We start from the raw sequence: 16,284 nt of genomic DNA, 5'->3' as shown, positions 1-16,284 counted from the left end.
GGTGACGATCCTTTGTCCAAAGTCCTGAAGTCTCACTGCTGACGCCGCGCGTTGCCGCACGGCGGCGTTTGTGTGGCCTTCCCCGCGGAGCGCGGGTGGGCGGCGCGCCCTTTTGGGCGGGCCCGTCCGGGCTGCAAGCCGGGTCTTCGGCCCGGCTCCTCCACGTTGTTGCGGCCGGAGGTGCAGCCCGGCCCTGTGGTCCCGCCCTGAACGGCGCTGGTGCCGCCCACCCACGCTCCAAGGGGAAGCCGGTGTTGGTTTGGGGTGGCGCAAGGAGGATACCATGCGTCAGACAAGCAAAGGTTGCGTTGCGGGCGAGGGTGAAGCGCCGCGCGGCGGGAACCGCAATTCGCTTTACGATGAAGTGACGGCAAAGATCATTACCCAGCTTGAGGCGGGGCGCTTTCCATGGGTGCAGCCATGGGGGACGGTGGATGGCTCGGGACAGGGTGGCCTGTGTCCAGCACTCCCGCATAATGCGCTGACCGGCAGAAGCTATTCCGGCGTCAATGTGCTGCTGCTCTGGGGCAGCGTGATCGAGGGCGGCTATCCTTCGCAAGGCTGGCTGACTTTCCGGCAGGCGCTTGAAGCAGGCTGCAATGTCCGCAAGGGCGAGAAAGGCGTGACGGTGGTCTATGCCGACCGCTTCACCCCGCAGGTGGAGAAGGCGCGCGCGCAGGAAAGCGGCGAGGATGCCCGTTCGGTTCCCTTCCTCAAGCGCTTTACCGTCTTCAATGTCGCGCAATGCGAGGGGCAGGGCAAAGAGCTTTCCGGTGATCCTGCGCCCTTGCCCGAGCGGGAGATGGTCCCGTTGGCCGAGGAAGTCATCACCGCGTCGGGCGTGCCTTTCCGTATCGGCGGGGGTAAGGCCTTCTATGTCCCCTCTGCCGATTATGTGCAGGTGCCACCGCAACCGGCCTTCTTCGAGCAGATCAATTATTACCGCACGGCCCTGCATGAGCTTTGCCATGCCACAGGTCATGGCTCACGGCTGGATCGCAAGATCCTCAATCCCTTTGGCAGCAAGGATTATGCCCGCGAGGAAATGGTGGCGGAAATGGGTTCGGCTTTCCTCTGTGCGGCGCTGGGCATTGTGCCGACCGTGCGCAATGCCGATTACCTCGGTTCATGGCTGGAAGTGCTGCGCGAGGATAACCGTGCCATCTTCCGCGCCGCCAGTCAGGCCAGCAAGGCCGCCGACTGGTTGCTGGCAAAACATGCCGAATACAGGGTGAGCAAGGACGGCGAGGACAGCGGGGAGGAGCCGCAGTCGAAGCCTGCTGAACCGGAGCAGGACTCTATCACCAAAGGGAGGGCAGCGGCATGATCCTCCTTCCCGAAAAGATCCGTGTGGCCCTGCTGGTCAATGGCGCTCTTCATAGGGTGGCGCAGCGCGACAATCTGCCCGCGCCCGATCCGGTGCCTGTGCTCAAACTGTTCAACCCCTGCGGCGCGGCGACATGGCTGGCGAGCGAACTGGACGAGGATGGTGATACCTTATTCGGGCTGGCCGATCTGGGTTTCGGTTGTTCCGAACTGGGCTATTTCTCGCTGAACGAGTTGGCCTCGGTGCGTCTGCCCTTAGGTCTGCGGATCGAGCGGGATGAGCACTTCTCCAGCCTTCACCCGCTGTCCTTATGGACGCAGACCGCACGGCGACTGGGTTCGCTCACCTGGGCGGAAATGTCCTTGAAGCGGAACGGTGGTGTGTCCAACCGCAGCGGCAGGGCATAGGCCATGGGGCGCGAACGACAGTACCGTGGCCAGCCTCAGGATCAGACCGCAGGGCAACGCCAGCGCCTGATTGCCCTGCTCGACACATTGCCGATGGTGGAAAGGGTAGCCTATCTTCTGTCAGCTAGGGATGGCCTCAGCCATGGTGCCATCGCCTTCCGTCTCGGGGTGAGTGTCGCGGAGGTGAAAACCGCTCTGGCGGGGGCGCTCAGCAAGCTAACCGAGGGGCTGGAGGAGCTCTGACAGCGAGGCGACCGGCATGGAAGCAGGACAGGCGCGGAAAGGGTGTTGAGAGGCTGTGTGTCGCCCCGTGGCGTGGGCGTAGGGGGAGATTGAAGGGGTAATGGCCAACAGGCCATCACCCCTTCACAGCAGCTTCCAGTGCGGCGAGACGTTCCGTGCAGATGGTGTGGACGATGCGCCCGAGTTCCTCGACCCGTTCCCCCAGCCATGCCAGTTCCTCGGCTGTGATCCGATAATGTTTGGAGTAGCGGGCCTTGACGTAAGCGTCCTTGAGCTTCTCGAACAGTGCGCGATCCTTGCGCAATTCGCGAGGCCATGCAGCCACCAGCCGGAGATCCAGCCGCTCGGCCTGGGTGCGCAGGAAGGCGAGATTGTGATTATGTGGCGAATACAAGGTGCTCACGAGAAGGGCAGCGTGGAAGAGGCTCTCCGTCGCTTGATGGAGAAGGAACGCAGCCCGCTTACAATCTCCCCGCGACAGAGAGAATTTGAAGTTTTCTGAGAAACCGACTGCGTTCCCCATCCACTCCTCAAAATACTCCCGCGCCATATCGAGATTGGCCTGCGGTGTCCTTGGCACAGGCCTTGCCAACTCACGGTCATCGGATTCGTAGATCGCGATACCTTCGTTGGCGATGTCCATGAAGAAAAACCGCCCATGGGCGAGACCGTCGTTCACCTGTTGGAGCGAATGCACGATGAAATTGACCGGGGTCCGCAACCGCCCCGCGATCATCTCCTCGATCAGGCGTTCGTCCGCTCTCGTCCAGTAGGCCGCCCGGTCAGCCAGTTCCTTCTGGCTGACGATAATCAGCAGATCGAAGTCGGAGCGGTAGCCCTTGGCGGTATGAGGTTCGTCCACCCAGCCGCCGCGCGCATGACTGCCGTAGAGAATGATCTTGACGATCTTCCCCGTTTTGCGCCTGCCGGTTGCCTCCACATGCGCACCGTCAAATTCCTCGAACAGCAGTTGCACCACGCGGTCGAGTTCGCGCTGCTTATGGGCCGGCAGATGATCGAGATCGGTCTTCATCACCTCATCCTAACAACATCTTGCAGGCCCTGTGCAACTGAATTGACCGGTGGCGAAAAGGGGGCCGCGTTCCTGCATGACTGCCCGTTCCCCAGGACACGCAGGGATTTACCCAAAGGGCATTTGTCATCGGCCTCGCTGTCGCCAAAGCCCCCCAAAGGGGCCGCCCCCGACATCGACGAATCATCCCATAAAGCCAGCCATTTGGCCACCCATGTAAGTCGTGGATCGGCGCATGGGACAGGCCCATGCGGTAAGTCGGACGCACGCCCAAAGCGGGCGTAAGTGTAATGGACCCTACGCACGGGTGCTGCTGCCAATTTTGGCATGAAAATCAGCTTCTTGAGGCTGTAATACGTGTAAGACGGATTTTCGGTGCTGCGTTGTACAGTGCACACAAGCCTCAACAGGTGCGGCCTCAACCAGCGGAAAGAGAACAGTTTTTTCCGTAATACATGTACCACCCGGCATGACAGGCCTTTGGATGAGAGAGGGAATGCTACCCCGGAAAGATCGGTCGTTCCCGAGGTGCTGTGGTGCCCGGGATCGCGCCGTGCGCCGGGATGCTGAGCTTGAAATGAAGGCCATGCACCTGTATCTTCGACAGCGCTTCATGACCCCGGCGAAGGTTTCCCCATATGGAGGCTTTTGCCATGTTCAGAATGAATTTCAGTCCTGACAGATCGCGTCATACCGCCTGGATGCTACCTGCGCGCGCTGTCAATTCCCCCTCACTGGGCCTGCTGCGATCGTGTGTCGACCGGGTATGGCGGCACATGATGATCGCGATCGTTCGCGACAGCGCCGCGCTTCTGGTGCGTTGCTCCTGCGCCTACCCCTCCGCCATGCCGTTCCCGACCTGTGGTGGGCAGGCCTTCCAAAAAGGATCTGCCCAATGACCGGCAACGAACGCATCGTCCGTTTGAAAACCGTTCTTGCCCGCACCGGGCTGTCGCGTTCGACCCTCTATCGCAAGATCGCAGACGGCACATTTCCGCGACAAGTGCCGATCAGTACGCGCGGCGCTGGCTGGTATGAGTCAACCATCAATCAATGGATCCATGATCCGGCGGGTTGGCGAGCGGACAACGCTGGGATGGAATCTTGAAGCTGTCATAGCCTACCTGCGGACCATTCGCATGACCGGCTTTGGCAGACCAATCGATCATGCGAAGCGACTCCGGATGGACAGCCCTTTTCATGCGCAAGCCTTCCTCGACAGGGAAGGCTTGTCGCTTTTTGAAGCCCTCCATACGTCCAGATGACCGCTCCATCACAGGTGCATTGCCGCGCGATTATCCCGATACCGGCGCCGGTCATAAATCCCGTAAACGGTGTTCGAGGCCGCATGTGCAAGCGAGCTTTCGAAGGTGCAAAATGCTGCTACCTCTCTACCCAACGGCTGCTATGGGCTCTATAGTCATAGTCAGTTGCTTGGTCTGCTCGACGAAGCCCTTGAAGGGGCGCTCTATCGTTGGATAACGGACTGGACGCTGCCGAGTGATCTGGCACTCCGCTTCAGGATCGCGGGCTAGCTATAGCTTACACCATGTGCGCCCCGGTGATATGGTCAGAGGGAGTATCTGAGGGTACCTGCTGGGTATGGGATGTGGCAGTCGGGATTTCCAGAGATACCTTTCCTTGGCAACCTTTGCCGCTATATTCACCTCGATTTCAGAGCTTATAGGCGCTCCGCAAGCGATCGATCACGACGCCCTTCGTCATCGCGACCCCGAAATATTTGGGCTCGAAATCGTCCTGCGTTGCGAGGCCTTCGACAAACACCTGCATGTCGGCCCTGATCGCATCCGGGAGATCGTACCGTGCTTCCGGGCTCAGGAGCTGCAACATGCGCGTGACATCGTTGCGGTGCTTCTTCACATCGCGGCTATCGACCTTCTCCCCTTCAGCCTGACGGCGACTGAGGTCGATCCAAGCGCGAGCCTTGAACGGGATGATGGCAGCTTCGTCTAAAACCGGAATGCCGTCCAGAGGGCGGACCATCGTCTTTAGGAAAGCATAATAATCCTTGTCCAGGAGGATCGCGGAGAGGCTGGCGGCTTCCTCGGCTATGGGAATGGGCGTGAGGTGGCTGCCGGGGGCCAAGTCGAAACCATCCGGAACATTGGAAAACAGCTCCAGCATCGCAGGATACCCGTCGGCTGCGGGTTTCGCGAAGCGATACAAGATCCGCGCCCCTTCACTGCGTTGCTGAATTTCGTAGCCTCCCGCTTCGACAAAGGCCATGAATGCCTCTGAAAATGCAGGATCGAGCGCCTCGACGATCAGCACGATATCCAGATCCTTGGTCGCGCGAAAATCGAGACCAGCGTCGTCCATGATCAGTTCGCATGCCGCGCCGCCAATCAGGACATACTGATGCTCATGATCCACAAAATGGGCGCGGAAGCGATCGACGCCAGTTACCATTCAAAGGACTCCAGAAGTTGCTCGGCTGCCTGGGCAATACGTTCGTCAGGGTCATGCCGTGTGCTCAGGTACAGCGAAATCCGGTCTGCCATTCCGTTCTCGCTTAGAGGCTGCGGATCATAGGCCCAGGTCTGGACTTCCTGTCTGCGTTCGTCACGATCCCAGCTGCTCTCAAGCCTGTAATCCTTGGCTATCCGCTTCCAGGCCGATGCCGGTAAGGCTCGGCATATGATCTTCGGCTCTGCCAGCATGGTATAGCGTGCAAGCGCGCTTTCACCGGCTAGGACCGCAAGATCGTCCGGCAGTTCGCCTATGACGGAGCGGGATTTTCGCACCGGGGATTGTAGCCGATCTTCAATGGCGCGCCATAGCTGCGCACCGTTCATGCGCAGGCGCAGGCGGCGCTGACGACCGACATGATGCGGCTGCGCCAGTTTCAATGCTTCCAGTTCGTCGACGGCGCGGCTGATGCTCATGATCGCCACCCGATAGCGATCGGCGAGCTGGGTCATGTTTGCATCGTTGACCTCGTGCCCCAACAAGGCCGCGAGCACTATAACCTGGGCTGTCGGCGACAATTGCCCGGATGGCGCAGCAGGCTGGCTGGAATAGATTTCGCGCAGATCGAGAAGCGCCTCGGGCACATAGAATTGCCTGCCTGGAGAGATGAAGGCTACGCGCTTTTCGACGAGACGACGGCGCAGCGTTGCTGGCACCCCTTCGAGGACCAGCACCAGAAGGCTGTTATCGAGGCGTCGCCATATTTGATCGCGGTGCTTCAGATATTCGTCTACACTACCGATTGAGCCATTTTGCGGAAGGATGAAGGTGGCAGGGCCATCCAGCAGTTCCCCCTTCCAGAGGCTGTATCGATCCAGAAGGTAATGGGGCAAGCCCAGAGGCTTGATAGGATCGAGGTGAAGATGGGCGCCAAAGGCTTCGCGCGCGTAGGTCTCCGTTGCGCTCGCAAGCGCCCGCAGCTGTGGATCGGGAAACTCATCTAACATCACATCGGCACTCTAACACTAGTGATGTTAAATATCCACTCTAATGTTAGAAATGTTGGCTTCGCTGATTTAAGCGTCGTGTCAGTTTGATCTTGAGGTGGCCACTTTCGGGCGAAACCGTTCTTCCCTAGGCTTCCGGCAGCAAGCTGGAAAAGTACACTAAGGGCAAGTTTGAAAGAGGTATCGTGGGCAAAGTTTGGCTAAGCGTACCAAGCCGCTGCGGCAGGACTATTTCGTCCCACGATGGAATGCAGATGTCTGCATGACGGGGATCTCTTGATGGGCTGCTGCTTTCGCATCCCTCGTTCACGGAAAAAAGGCGAGTGAAAATCAGCTCTGACGCCGCCAAAATTGCCACCATAAAAGTGTGAAATGGGCTCTTTGACTGCTTTGGGGAAAGCCAAGCATTTCAGCGTCCGAATCAAGCTGCGAATCGGGAGAGAATGCCTTCGATTCCGGATTTCGGCATCGAACCCAGATTAGAATCAAGTCTGATGGACTTGGTGATGGTAAAATTTCCCAACCGGAACTATTGTTATTTTAAAACAATTGTTTATTTTATCAATTCGATTCCGGCTCGGGCCTCCAACCGTGTGAAATAATCACGGAAATCCATGGCGTTATCCTCCTCGCCTGTCCATGCGCTGCCGGTCTCGTGCCCGGTGTCGCATCCTTGGCTTATGCTGGTGTAAATTACGCAGCGACCGGCAGGCTTTTCCACTTTATCATATCCGCACAATTCAGGGTCGGTCATCCGATGCGTCGCGTTGGCGGCGGTTGCGCCGCCGGTCCGACAAGGGGGCGATACGGTTTGCGGTATCGAGGCGATTTCGGAGGCGGGCGCTATGGGTTCGGCGATCTCAAGGAGGTGCTGGCCAAGGCCTCTCCGGCGCGTTCGGGCGATGATCTGGCCGGGCTGTCGGCGCAAAGCGGGGCGGAGCGGGTGGTTGCGCGCGCGGTGCTGGCCGATGTACCGCTCGCCCGCTTTCTTGCCGAACCGCTGATCCCTTATGAGGAGGACGAAGTCACCCGGCTGATCTGCGACAGCCATGATGGCGCGGCCTTTGCCCCGCTGGCCCATCTGACCGTCGGGGGCCTGCGCGACTGGCTGCTCGACACCGCCACGGATGAGGACATGCTGCGCGCCGCCGCTCCCGGTTTGACGCCGGAAATGGTCGCCGCCGTCTCCAAACTGATGCGCAATCAGGACTTGATCGCCGTGGCGCGCAAGGCAAGGGTCATCACCGGTTTTCGCAACACGATCGGCCTTGCCGGGCGGCTTTCCACCCGGCTGCAGCCCAACCATCCCGGCGATGATCCGCAGGGCATCGCCGCCGCGATTTTCGATGGGCTGCTCTATGGTGTGGGGGATGCCGTGATCGGCATCAACCCGGCAACCGACAATGTGCCCGGCGCGCTGGCGCTGCTCCATATGCTCGATGAATTGCGCCAGCTTTACGCCATTCCCACCCAAAGCTGCGTGCTGACCCATGTCACCAATACGATCGAATTGATGCGGCGGGGCGCGCCGGTTGATCTGGTGTTTCAGTCCATTGCGGGCAGCGAGGCGGCCAACCGGGGCTTTGGTGTCGATCTCGCGATATTGGCCGAGGCGCGCGATGCGGCGCTGGCGCTGGGGCGCGGCACGGTCGGGCAGAATGTGATGTATTTCGAAACCGGACAGGGCGCCGCGCTCTCGGCCGATGCCCATCACGGCGTTGACCAGCAAACGATGGAGGCGCGCGCCTATGGCGTGGCGCGGGCGTTCTCGCCCTTGCTGGTCAATACGGTGGTCGGCTTTATCGGCCCGGAATATCTCTATGACGGCAAACAGATCATCCGCGCCGGGCTGGAGGACCATTTCTGCGGCAAGCTGCTGGGCGTGCCGATGGGCTGCGACATCTGTTATACCAACCATGCCGAGGCCGATCAGGACGACATGGACAATCTGATGGTGCTGCTGGGCGTGGCGGGCTGCAATTTCCTGATCTGCGTTCCGGGCAGCGACGATGTCATGCTTTCCTATCAAAGCCTGTCCTATCACGATGCGCTCTTTCTGCGCGGGACGCTGGGTTTGCGCGCGGCGCCCGAATTCGAGGCATGGCTGGAAAAGATGGGGGTGCTGGGGGGCGACGGCACGATTCGCGCGCTGGCCGATCCGGCGCGGCTGACGCGGCTGATCGCGGGGCGGGGGGCGCTGGCATGAGCGGGATGCCGGAAGGACCCGCAGGGCCGACAAGCACCGATCTTTGGGAGCGTCTGCGCCGCAGCACGCCTGCGCGCATCGGGCTGGGGCGGGTCGGCCATGCGCTGCCTCTGGGCGAGGTGCTTGATTTTCAACTGGCCCATGCGCGCGCACGCGATGCCGTGCATGGCGGGCTGGACCGCGATGCATTGGCGCGCGCGCTGGCTCCGCTGCCGGTGGTCATGGTCGAAAGCGCCGCATCTGATCGCGCCACCTATCTGCGCCGCCCCGATCTGGGGCGGCAATTGGCGCCCGGCTCGGCCCGGATGCTGGCGGGACGGGGCGATGGGTGCGACGTGCTTTTCGTGCTGGGCGATGGTCTCTCGCCCGGCGCTGTTCAGGCCCGCGGCGCCGCTCTGGTCAAGGCGGCGATGCGTGAACTGGCGGATCTGTCGGTCGGCCCGGTAGTCCTTGCGCATCAGGCCCGCGTCGCGCTGGGCGATCCGGTGGGCGAGGCGTTGGGCGCGAGGATCTGCGTGATGATCCTGGGCGAACGTCCGGGTCTCAGCGTGGCCGACAGTCTGGGGATCTATCTGACCTATGCCCCGCGCATCGGGCGGCGCGACAGCGAGCGCAACTGCATATCAAACATCCACGATGCGGGCGGCCTGTCTTGCCAAGAGGCCGCCCGCAAACTGGGCTGGCTGGTGCGCGAGGCCTTGCGGCGCGGCCTGTCCGGGGTCGGCCTCAAGGAGGAAGCGCCTCTTGCCCCGCCGAATGTCCCCCTGCCACGATCAGAGCCAGAGCCATGACCGCCAGACCGACCATGCATCTTGAACAGCGGCTGGGCACGTTCCAGTTGTGGGGCATCGCGGTGGGGCTGGTGATTTCCGGCGAATATTTCGGCTGGAGCTATGGCTGGGCCAGCGCGGGAACGCTGGGGTTTCTTGTCGCCACGCTGGCCGTTGCGGCGATGTATGTGGCCTTCATCTTTTCCTTTACCGAGCTGACCACGGCCATCCCCCATGCGGGCGGCCCCTTTGCCTATGCGCTGCGCGCCTTTGGGCCGACGGGCGGCGCCATTGCGGGCTTTGCCACGCTGATCGAATTTCTCTTTGCGCCCCCGGCCATCGCTCTGGCCATCGGGGCCTATCTCAATGTCCAGTTTCCCGCGCTTTCGCCGCGCACCACGGCGCTGGGGGCCTATCTGCTGTTCATGGCGCTCAACATCATCGGTGTGCATATTGCGGCCAGTTTCGAACTGGTGATGACCCTGCTGGCGGTGGGTGAGCTATTGGTGTTCATGGCGGTGGTCCGGCCTGCCTTCAGCCTGTCGCATTTTATGGCCCATGGCTGGGCGGGGCGCGATCATTTTTCACCGGCGGCCCTAGGGGGCATTTTTGCCGCGCTGCCTTTCGCGATCTGGTTCTTTCTGGCGATCGAGGGCGTGGCCATGGCGGCCGAGGAGGCGAAGGATCCGCGCCGCACCATCCCGCGCGCCTATATTGCGGGCATTCTGACGCTGGTGGCGCTGGCCTTTGGCGTGATGCTGCTGGCGGGCGGGTCGGGCGATTGGGCCGCGCTTGCCAATCTGAACGATCCTTTGCCGCAGGCCATGAAGCGCGCGGTGGGCGGGGCCAGCGGCTGGCTGCATATGCTGGTCTGGCTGGGCCTGTTCGGGCTGGTCGCCTCGTTTCACGGGATCATCATGGGCTATGCCCGCCAGATCTTTGCGCTGGGGCGTGCGGGCTTCTTGCCCCATGTCTTTGCCCGGCTTCATCCGCGCTTCAAAACCCCCCATGTCGCGACGCTGGCGGGCGGGGCCGTGGGCATCGCCACGATCTACAGCGACCATCTGATCTCCATCGCCGGTCAGCCGCTGACCGCCAGTATCGTCACCTTGTCGGCCTTTGGCGCTTTGTTGATGTATCTGATTTCTATCGCTGCGCTGTTCCGCCTGCGGCGATGCGATCCCGATCTGGTGCGCCCTTGGCGCGCTCCGGCCTATCCCTATGCGCCGGCCTTTGCGCTGGGCATGGCCGGTCTGGCTCTGCTGACGATGGTTTACAACAATCCGTTACTGGCCGCCGTCTTTGCCGGGCTGATGGGGATGATGGTGGCGGGCTCTGCGTTGTTTCGCCGCTGGTCTGGGGGGCAGGGCGGTTGATATCCGTCCGTCAGGCCAGCCCCGCGCGCAAGATCGCGGCCACTTGGCGCCCGATCTCGGCGGGGCTTAGCCGACCGGGGCGATACCAGTCTGTTGTGTGATTCAGCATGGTCAGCAGCGTGATGCGATAGATCGACAGGTCGATATGCGGCGGCAGGCCAAGGTCGGCAATGATCCGGCCAAAGATCGCCTCAAACGCGTCGCGCCGCTCGATCAGCAGGCGGCGCAGCGGTTCGGGCGCGGTGCGGAAATCATTCATCATCGGCGTGGTCAGCGATTGCGGATCGAGCTGGATTTCCAGCATCGTGACACAGGCGGTTTCCAGCTTTTGCCAAGGGTCGTCGATGTCGGCAATGGCCTCGACGATTCGCGCGCCTGCCTGATCAAGGGCGTGATTATGCAGCTCGGCAAAGAGCGCATCCTTTGATTTGACGTGGTGATACAGCGAGCCGCCGAGCACGCCCGCCTCTTCGCCAATATCGCGCATAGAGGTTCCGGCATAGCCCTTGGCCGCGAAGAGATGGGCCGCGATTTCAAGAATTTGGTTGCGACGATTGCTGCCTTGCTCGGTCGGCTGGCGGCGCGTGCGGGGGGTGGGCTGCGCCTTGGTCATGCCGCTGCCCCTTGCCCCGTTGCGGCCATGCGGTTCGGCTCGTTGGCGGCGCGGCAGGAGGGGGAGGGCAGAGCCAAAATACGCTTCCTCGTTTGACTGTAACAGATGTTTGGTATAGGCCTTGTTCAACGGCCATGCAAGCGCCTGTGGACTCGGGTGCTGGAAGGTAAAGGTGACGCAACCATGAAACTGCTGGTACCGATCAAGCGCGTGCTTGATTACAACGTGAAGCCTCGTGTGAAGGCGGATGGTTCGGGTGTTGACCTGAGCAATGTGAAGATGAGCATGAACCCGTTTGACGAGATCGCGGTGGAGGAGGCTGTTCGCTTGAAGGAGCGGGGCGTGGCCACCGAGGTTGTGGTGGTGTCGGTTGGCCCGGCCAAGGCTCAGGAGACGTTGCGTTCGGCTCTGGCCATGGGGGCGGACCGGGCGATCTTGGTGAGCACGGAAGAGACGGTCGAGCCGCTGGCGGTGGCGAAGATTTTGGCGAAGATCATGGCCGAGGAGGCCCCGCAACTGGTGGTGCTGGGCAAGCAGGCGATTGACGATGACAGCAATCAGGTGGGGCAGATGCTGGCTGCCTTGACGGGCCGCCCGCAGGGGACGTTTGCCAGTAAGGTCGAGGTTGAGGGCGAGGCGGTGCTGGTGACGCGCGAGGTCGATGGCGGGCTGGAGACGGTCAAGCTCACGCTGCCCGCGATTGTGACGACCGACCTGCGGCTCAATGAACCGCGCTATGCTTCGCTGCCCAACATCATGAAGGCCAAGTCGAAGAAGCTCGAGACGAAGAGCCCGGCCGATTACGGTGTGGACATCACGCCGCGCCTGAAGGTGCTGAAGGTTTCCGAACCGGCGGTGCGCAGCGCAGGCGTGAAGGTCGCCGATGTCGATGCGCTGCTGGGCAAGCTTAAAGAATTGGGCGTCGCCTGAGCGAAGGCGAGGGCGAAACCAAGAAAAGGAATTGTAACATGGCTGTTTTGGTGTGGGCCGAGCATGACAATGCGGCGCTCAAGGATGCGACGCTCTCGGCGGTGACGGCGGCCTCGCAACTGGGCGAGGTGCATGTGCTGGTGGCCGGTTCCGGCGTTGGCGCTGTGGCCGAGGCGGCGGCGGGAATCGCGGGCGTGGTCAAGGTGCTGGTGGGCGATGATGCGGCCTATGCGCATGGGCTGGCGGAGAATGTTGCGCCGCTGGTGGTGGGTCTGATGGAGGGCTATGACGCCTTTGTCGCGCCCGCAACGACCACGGGCAAGAACATCGCCCCGCGCGTGGCGGCTTTGCTCGATGTGGCGCAGATCTCGGATATTCTGAGCGTCGAGGGCCCCAAGAGTTTCACCCGCCCGATCTATGCGGGCAATGCAATCGCCACGGTCGAGAGCTCGGATGCCAGGCTGGTGATCACCGCGCGCGGCACCGCCTTTGCCAAGGTCGAAGCCACCGGCGGCAGCGCGACCATCGAGGCCGTCGCCACCACCGGGGACGCGGGAATTTCCAGCTTTGTCGGCGCGGAAATCGCCAAGTCGGAACGCCCCGAACTGACCAGCGCCAAGGTGATCGTCTCGGGCGGGCGGGCCCTGAAGGATGCCGAGACCTTTGCCGCCACGATCCTGCCGCTGGCCGACAAGCTGGGCGCGGCGGTGGGCGCGAGCCGCGCCGCCGTGGACGCGGGCTATGTGCCCAATGACTATCAGGTGGGCCAGACCGGCAAGATCGTCGCGCCGCAGGTTTACATTGCCGTGGGCATTTCCGGGGCGATCCAGCACCTTGCGGGCATGAAGGACAGCAAGACCATCATCGCCATCAACAAGGACGAGGACGCGCCGATCTTCCAGGTGGCCGATATCGGGCTGGTCGCGGATCTGTTTACCGCCGTGCCCGAGCTGACGGGGAAGCTGTAAGCCATGGACGACATCCAGCGCGACACGATGCCCTATGACGTGGTGGTGGTCGGCGGGGGGCCTGCGGGGCTTGCCGCCGCCATCCGCATCAAGCAGCTCAATGCCGATCTGAGCGTCTGCGTGCTGGAGAAGGGCTCGGAAGTGGGGGCGCATATTCTCTCGGGCGCGGTGGTCGATCCGCGCGCGATGGATGAGCTGCTGCCCGATTGGCGGACCGATGGCTGCCCTTTGGCGGAAACGCCGGTGACGGACAACTGGCACTGGGTTCTCACCAAGGGCGGGCATTATGCGGTGCCCCATGCGCTGATGCCGCCGTTTATGAGCAATGATGGCAATTACACCGTCAGCCTCGGCAATCTGTGCCGCTGGCTGGGGGGCAAGGCCGAGGAGCTGGGGGTGGAGGTCTTCCCCGGCTTCCCGGCGGCAGAATTGCTCTATGACGGCGACCGCATCATCGGCGTGCAGACCGGCGATATGGGCGTGGACCATGATGGCAATCCGAAGCCGGATTACCAGCCCGGCATGAACCTGACGGCGCAATACACGATCCTGGCCGAGGGCGCGCGCGGGCATCTGACCAAAAGGGTCAAGGCGAAGTACGCTCTGGAGCGCGATTGTCAGCCGCAGGTCTATGGTCTGGGCATCAAGGAATTGTGGGACATTGCGCCCGACAAGCACGTGCCGGGCCGCGTGCTGCACACGCAGGGCTGGCCGCTCAGTGAGAGCGAGAGTTGGGGCGGGGGTTTCCTCTATCATCAGGCGGGCGGGCAGGTGGCCTTGGGTTTTGTGACGGCGCTCGATTACAAGAACCCGCATGTCAGCCCGTATGAGGAATTCCAGCGCTGGAAGCAGCATCCGGCGATCCGGGCGATCCTCGAAGGCGGCAAACGCGTCAGCTATGGCGCGCGGGTGATCAACGAGGGCGGGTGGCAATCGGTGCCGCATCTGGCCTTCCCCGGCGGGGTGCTGGCCGGGTGCAGCGCGGGCTTTGTCAACGTGCCGCGCATCAAGGGCAGCCATACGGCGATGAAGAGCGGCATGCTGGCCGCCGAGGCGATTGTGGCGGCGATTGCGGCAGGGCAGGAGGGCGCGCAGCTGGATGGCTACGAGGCTACCTTGCGCGAGAGCTGGATCGCCGACGAACTCAAGCTGGTGCAGAACGCGCAGCCTTTGGTGGCGAAGTTCGGCGGGGCGCTGGGCACGGTGCTGGCGGGTGCGGATATGTGGGCGCGCTATCTGCGCATCAACCCGTTTGGCGCGATGGCGCATCACACCGATGCCGAGGCGACGGGCCGGGCCGATCTCTATCAGCCCATCGCCTATCCCAAGCCCGATGGCGTGATCAGCTTTGACCGGCTGACCAGCGTGTCCTTCTCCTTCACCAACCATGCGGAGGATCAGCCCTGCCACCTGAAACTGGCCGACCCCTCGGTGCCCACGCGCATCAACCTGCCCCGCTATGCCGGGCCGGAGGCGCGCTACTGCCCGGCAGGGGTCTATGAGTTTGTGGGCGAGGGCGATGCCAAGCGCCTCCAGATCAACGCCCAGAACTGCGTCCACTGCAAGACCTGCGACATCAAGGACCCCACCGGCAACATCACATGGGTCGCGCCCGAAGGCGGCGGTGGGCCCAATTATCCCAATATGTGAGGGGGAAGGGGTAGATGCGAGGGACGCGTTTAAAATGCCGATTTGTCCAGACAAATCGGTTGGCCCTCGCGCTCCCGTTACTGTCTGCGTTGCGCTTCATCTCGGCCAAGGTGGCCAATATGCAATGTCGACATTGCAAAGCCTGCGGCGCAAAAACCTGAGCTCGCCGCGCCGCAGGCCTTAAACCCCCGAACCACAAACCACCCAGCCAACCTCCCACCACCCCCATAACGGGATCGCAAAGGGCCCCCGCCCTTTGCCCGCCGGAGGCAAAAACCCTAAAACCCCAAACCGAGAGGACCACCCCCATGCAAACCCGCATCACGCAAATGCTCGGCATCCAGCACCCCATTGTTCAGGGCGGGATGATGTGGGTTGGCACAGCAGACATGGCGAGCGCGGTGTCGAACGCGGGCGGGCTTGGCATCATCACCGCGCTGACCTTTCCCACGCCCGATGCTCTGCGCGCCGAGATCGAGCGCTGCCGCGCGCTGACCGACAAGCCGTTCGGGGTGAACCTGACGCTGCTGCCCTCGCTCAACCCGCCGCCTTATGCGCAGTATCGCCGCGCCATTATCGAGAGCGGCATCACGATCGTGGAAACTGCAGGCCACAATCCGCGCGAGCATGTCGAGGATTTCAAGAGCCACGGCATCACCGTGCTGCACAAATGCACCGCTGTCCGCCATGCGCTGAGCGCCGAGCGGATGGGGGCCGACATCATCAGCATCGACGGCTTTGAATGCGCGGGGCACCCCGGCGAGGATGACATTCCCGGCCTGATCCTGATCCCGGCGGCGGCGGACAGGGTAAAGGTTCCGCTGCTGGCCAGCGGGGGTTTTGGTGACGGGCGGGGCCTTGCCGCCGCGCTGGCGCTGGGGGCCGAGGGGATCAATATGGGCACCCGCTTTTGCGCTACCGTCGAGGCGCCGATCCACCCCGACATCAAGCGCATGCTGGTCGAGGGCGACGAGCGGGGCACCGACCTTATCTTCCGCTCGTTTCGCAACACCGCCCGCGTGGCCCGCAACGCCATCTCGCAGGCCGTGCGCGAGGCCGAAGGCCGGGGTGAACCGTTTGAAACCATCGCCCCGCTGGTCAAGGGCGCGCGCGGCCGCGAGGGCCTGAACACCGGCGACACCGCCCATGGCGTCATCACCGCGGGCCTCGTGATGGGCATCATCCACGACATCCCTACATGCGAGCAGCTCATCCAGCGCATCATGCACGAGGCAGAGGAGGTGATTACGCAGCGGTTGATGAAATTTGTCGAACCAATCACGGCGCCGCGCTGACCGCAAATGCTCCCGAGCCGCCGCGATTC

15 protein-coding genes are annotated in these 16,284 nt (G+C 62.3%); 11 read left to right on the top strand and 4 right to left on the bottom strand.

Annotated elements, in window-relative coordinates:
- Positions 1–283 precede the first annotated feature (283 nt).
- Genes PQ467_RS16150 through PQ467_RS16140 form a run of 3 tightly spaced genes read left to right on the top strand, consistent with a single transcriptional unit; the run spans position 284 to position 1,977 of the window.
- Positions 284–1,327, top strand: a complete 1,044-nt coding sequence (locus PQ467_RS16150) for an ArdC family protein (RefSeq protein ID WP_274174383.1) — start codon at positions 284–286, stop codon at positions 1,325–1,327.
- Positions 1,324–1,734: a DUF2958 domain-containing protein gene (locus tag PQ467_RS16145; protein WP_274174382.1), complete on the top strand. Its 411-nt coding sequence runs from the start codon at positions 1,324–1,326 to the stop codon at positions 1,732–1,734. Before PQ467_RS16150 ends, PQ467_RS16145 begins: the two co-directional genes overlap by 4 nt.
- Positions 1,735–1,737: 3 nt before the next feature.
- Entirely contained in the window at positions 1,738–1,977 is a 240-nt protein-coding gene (locus tag PQ467_RS16140) for an RNA polymerase sigma factor (protein WP_274174381.1), read from the top strand.
- 115 nt (positions 1,978–2,092) lie between these two features.
- Here the strand turns inward: PQ467_RS16140 and PQ467_RS16135 are convergent, their stop codons facing one another.
- On the bottom strand, positions 2,093–3,010 hold the full coding sequence (locus tag PQ467_RS16135) for a HEPN domain-containing protein (RefSeq protein WP_274174380.1): 918 nt from the start codon (positions 3,008–3,010) through the stop codon (positions 2,093–2,095).
- An 895-nt stretch (positions 3,011–3,905) separates the two neighbouring features.
- Between PQ467_RS16135 and PQ467_RS16130 the strand changes: the two genes are divergently transcribed.
- Positions 3,906–4,118 carry a helix-turn-helix transcriptional regulator gene (locus PQ467_RS16130; protein ID WP_274174379.1) on the top strand — a complete coding sequence of 71 codons (213 nt, stop codon included), beginning with the start codon at positions 3,906–3,908 and terminating at the stop codon, positions 4,116–4,118.
- Positions 4,119–4,684: 566 nt separating this feature from the next.
- Here the strand turns inward: PQ467_RS16130 and PQ467_RS16125 are convergent.
- Positions 4,685–5,440 (bottom strand): hypothetical protein, encoded by a 756-nt coding sequence (locus PQ467_RS16125; RefSeq protein ID WP_274174378.1) that lies wholly within the window; start codon positions 5,438–5,440, stop codon positions 4,685–4,687.
- Complete coding sequence (locus PQ467_RS16120; protein ID WP_274174377.1) at positions 5,434–6,447, bottom strand: hypothetical protein; 1,014 nt, start codon at positions 6,445–6,447, stop codon at positions 5,434–5,436. The genes PQ467_RS16125 and PQ467_RS16120 overlap by 7 nt, the downstream gene beginning before the upstream one ends.
- 811 nt (positions 6,448–7,258) lie before the next feature.
- Here PQ467_RS16120 and PQ467_RS16115 point away from each other — a divergent pair.
- Genes PQ467_RS16115 through eat form a run of 3 tightly spaced genes read left to right on the top strand, consistent with a single transcriptional unit; the run spans position 7,259 to position 10,799 of the window.
- Positions 7,259–8,653, top strand: coding sequence for an ethanolamine ammonia-lyase subunit EutB (locus PQ467_RS16115; RefSeq protein ID WP_274174376.1), 1,395 nt, complete (start codon positions 7,259–7,261; stop codon positions 8,651–8,653).
- Complete coding sequence (eutC, locus tag PQ467_RS16110) at positions 8,650–9,444, top strand: ethanolamine ammonia-lyase subunit EutC (protein ID WP_274174375.1); 795 nt, start codon at positions 8,650–8,652, stop codon at positions 9,442–9,444. The genes PQ467_RS16115 and eutC overlap by 4 nt, the downstream gene beginning before the upstream one ends.
- Entirely contained in the window at positions 9,441–10,799 is a 1,359-nt protein-coding gene (gene eat, locus PQ467_RS16105; RefSeq protein ID WP_274174374.1) for an ethanolamine permease, read from the top strand. Before eutC ends, eat begins: the two co-directional genes overlap by 4 nt.
- A gap of 10 nt (positions 10,800–10,809) precedes the next feature.
- Here eat and PQ467_RS16100 read toward each other — a convergent pair whose 3' ends face one another.
- A complete protein-coding gene (locus PQ467_RS16100) occupies positions 10,810–11,412 on the bottom strand; it encodes a TetR/AcrR family transcriptional regulator (RefSeq protein ID WP_274174373.1) in 603 nt (200 codons plus the stop codon).
- 183 nt (positions 11,413–11,595) lie between these two features.
- On the opposite strand from PQ467_RS16100, the gene PQ467_RS16095 reads away from it, so the two are divergent.
- The 4 genes from PQ467_RS16095 (at position 11,596) to PQ467_RS16080 (ending at position 16,255) form a co-directional block, all read left to right on the top strand.
- Positions 11,596–12,342, top strand: a complete 747-nt coding sequence (locus PQ467_RS16095; RefSeq protein ID WP_274174372.1) for an electron transfer flavoprotein subunit beta/FixA family protein — start codon at positions 11,596–11,598, stop codon at positions 12,340–12,342.
- 38 nt (positions 12,343–12,380) lie between these two features.
- The gene (locus PQ467_RS16090; RefSeq protein WP_274174371.1) at positions 12,381–13,310 is read left to right on the top strand and encodes an electron transfer flavoprotein subunit alpha/FixB family protein; all 930 of its coding nucleotides are present in this window, start codon (positions 12,381–12,383) and stop codon (positions 13,308–13,310) included.
- A gap of 3 nt (positions 13,311–13,313) precedes the next feature.
- Complete coding sequence (locus PQ467_RS16085) at positions 13,314–14,960, top strand: electron transfer flavoprotein-ubiquinone oxidoreductase (protein WP_274174370.1); 1,647 nt, start codon at positions 13,314–13,316, stop codon at positions 14,958–14,960.
- A 308-nt stretch (positions 14,961–15,268) separates the two neighbouring features.
- Positions 15,269–16,255, top strand: coding sequence for an NAD(P)H-dependent flavin oxidoreductase (locus PQ467_RS16080; RefSeq protein ID WP_274174369.1), 987 nt, complete (start codon positions 15,269–15,271; stop codon positions 16,253–16,255).
- The last annotated feature ends 29 nt before the right edge of the window (positions 16,256–16,284 follow it).

It is taken from the genome of Novosphingobium sp. KACC 22771 (assembly GCF_028736195.1).
Lineage (GTDB): Bacteria > Pseudomonadota > Alphaproteobacteria > Sphingomonadales > Sphingomonadaceae > Novosphingobium.
Note: the sequence above shows the minus strand (reverse complement) of the source record. Positions and strands in the feature narration are given on the sequence as shown.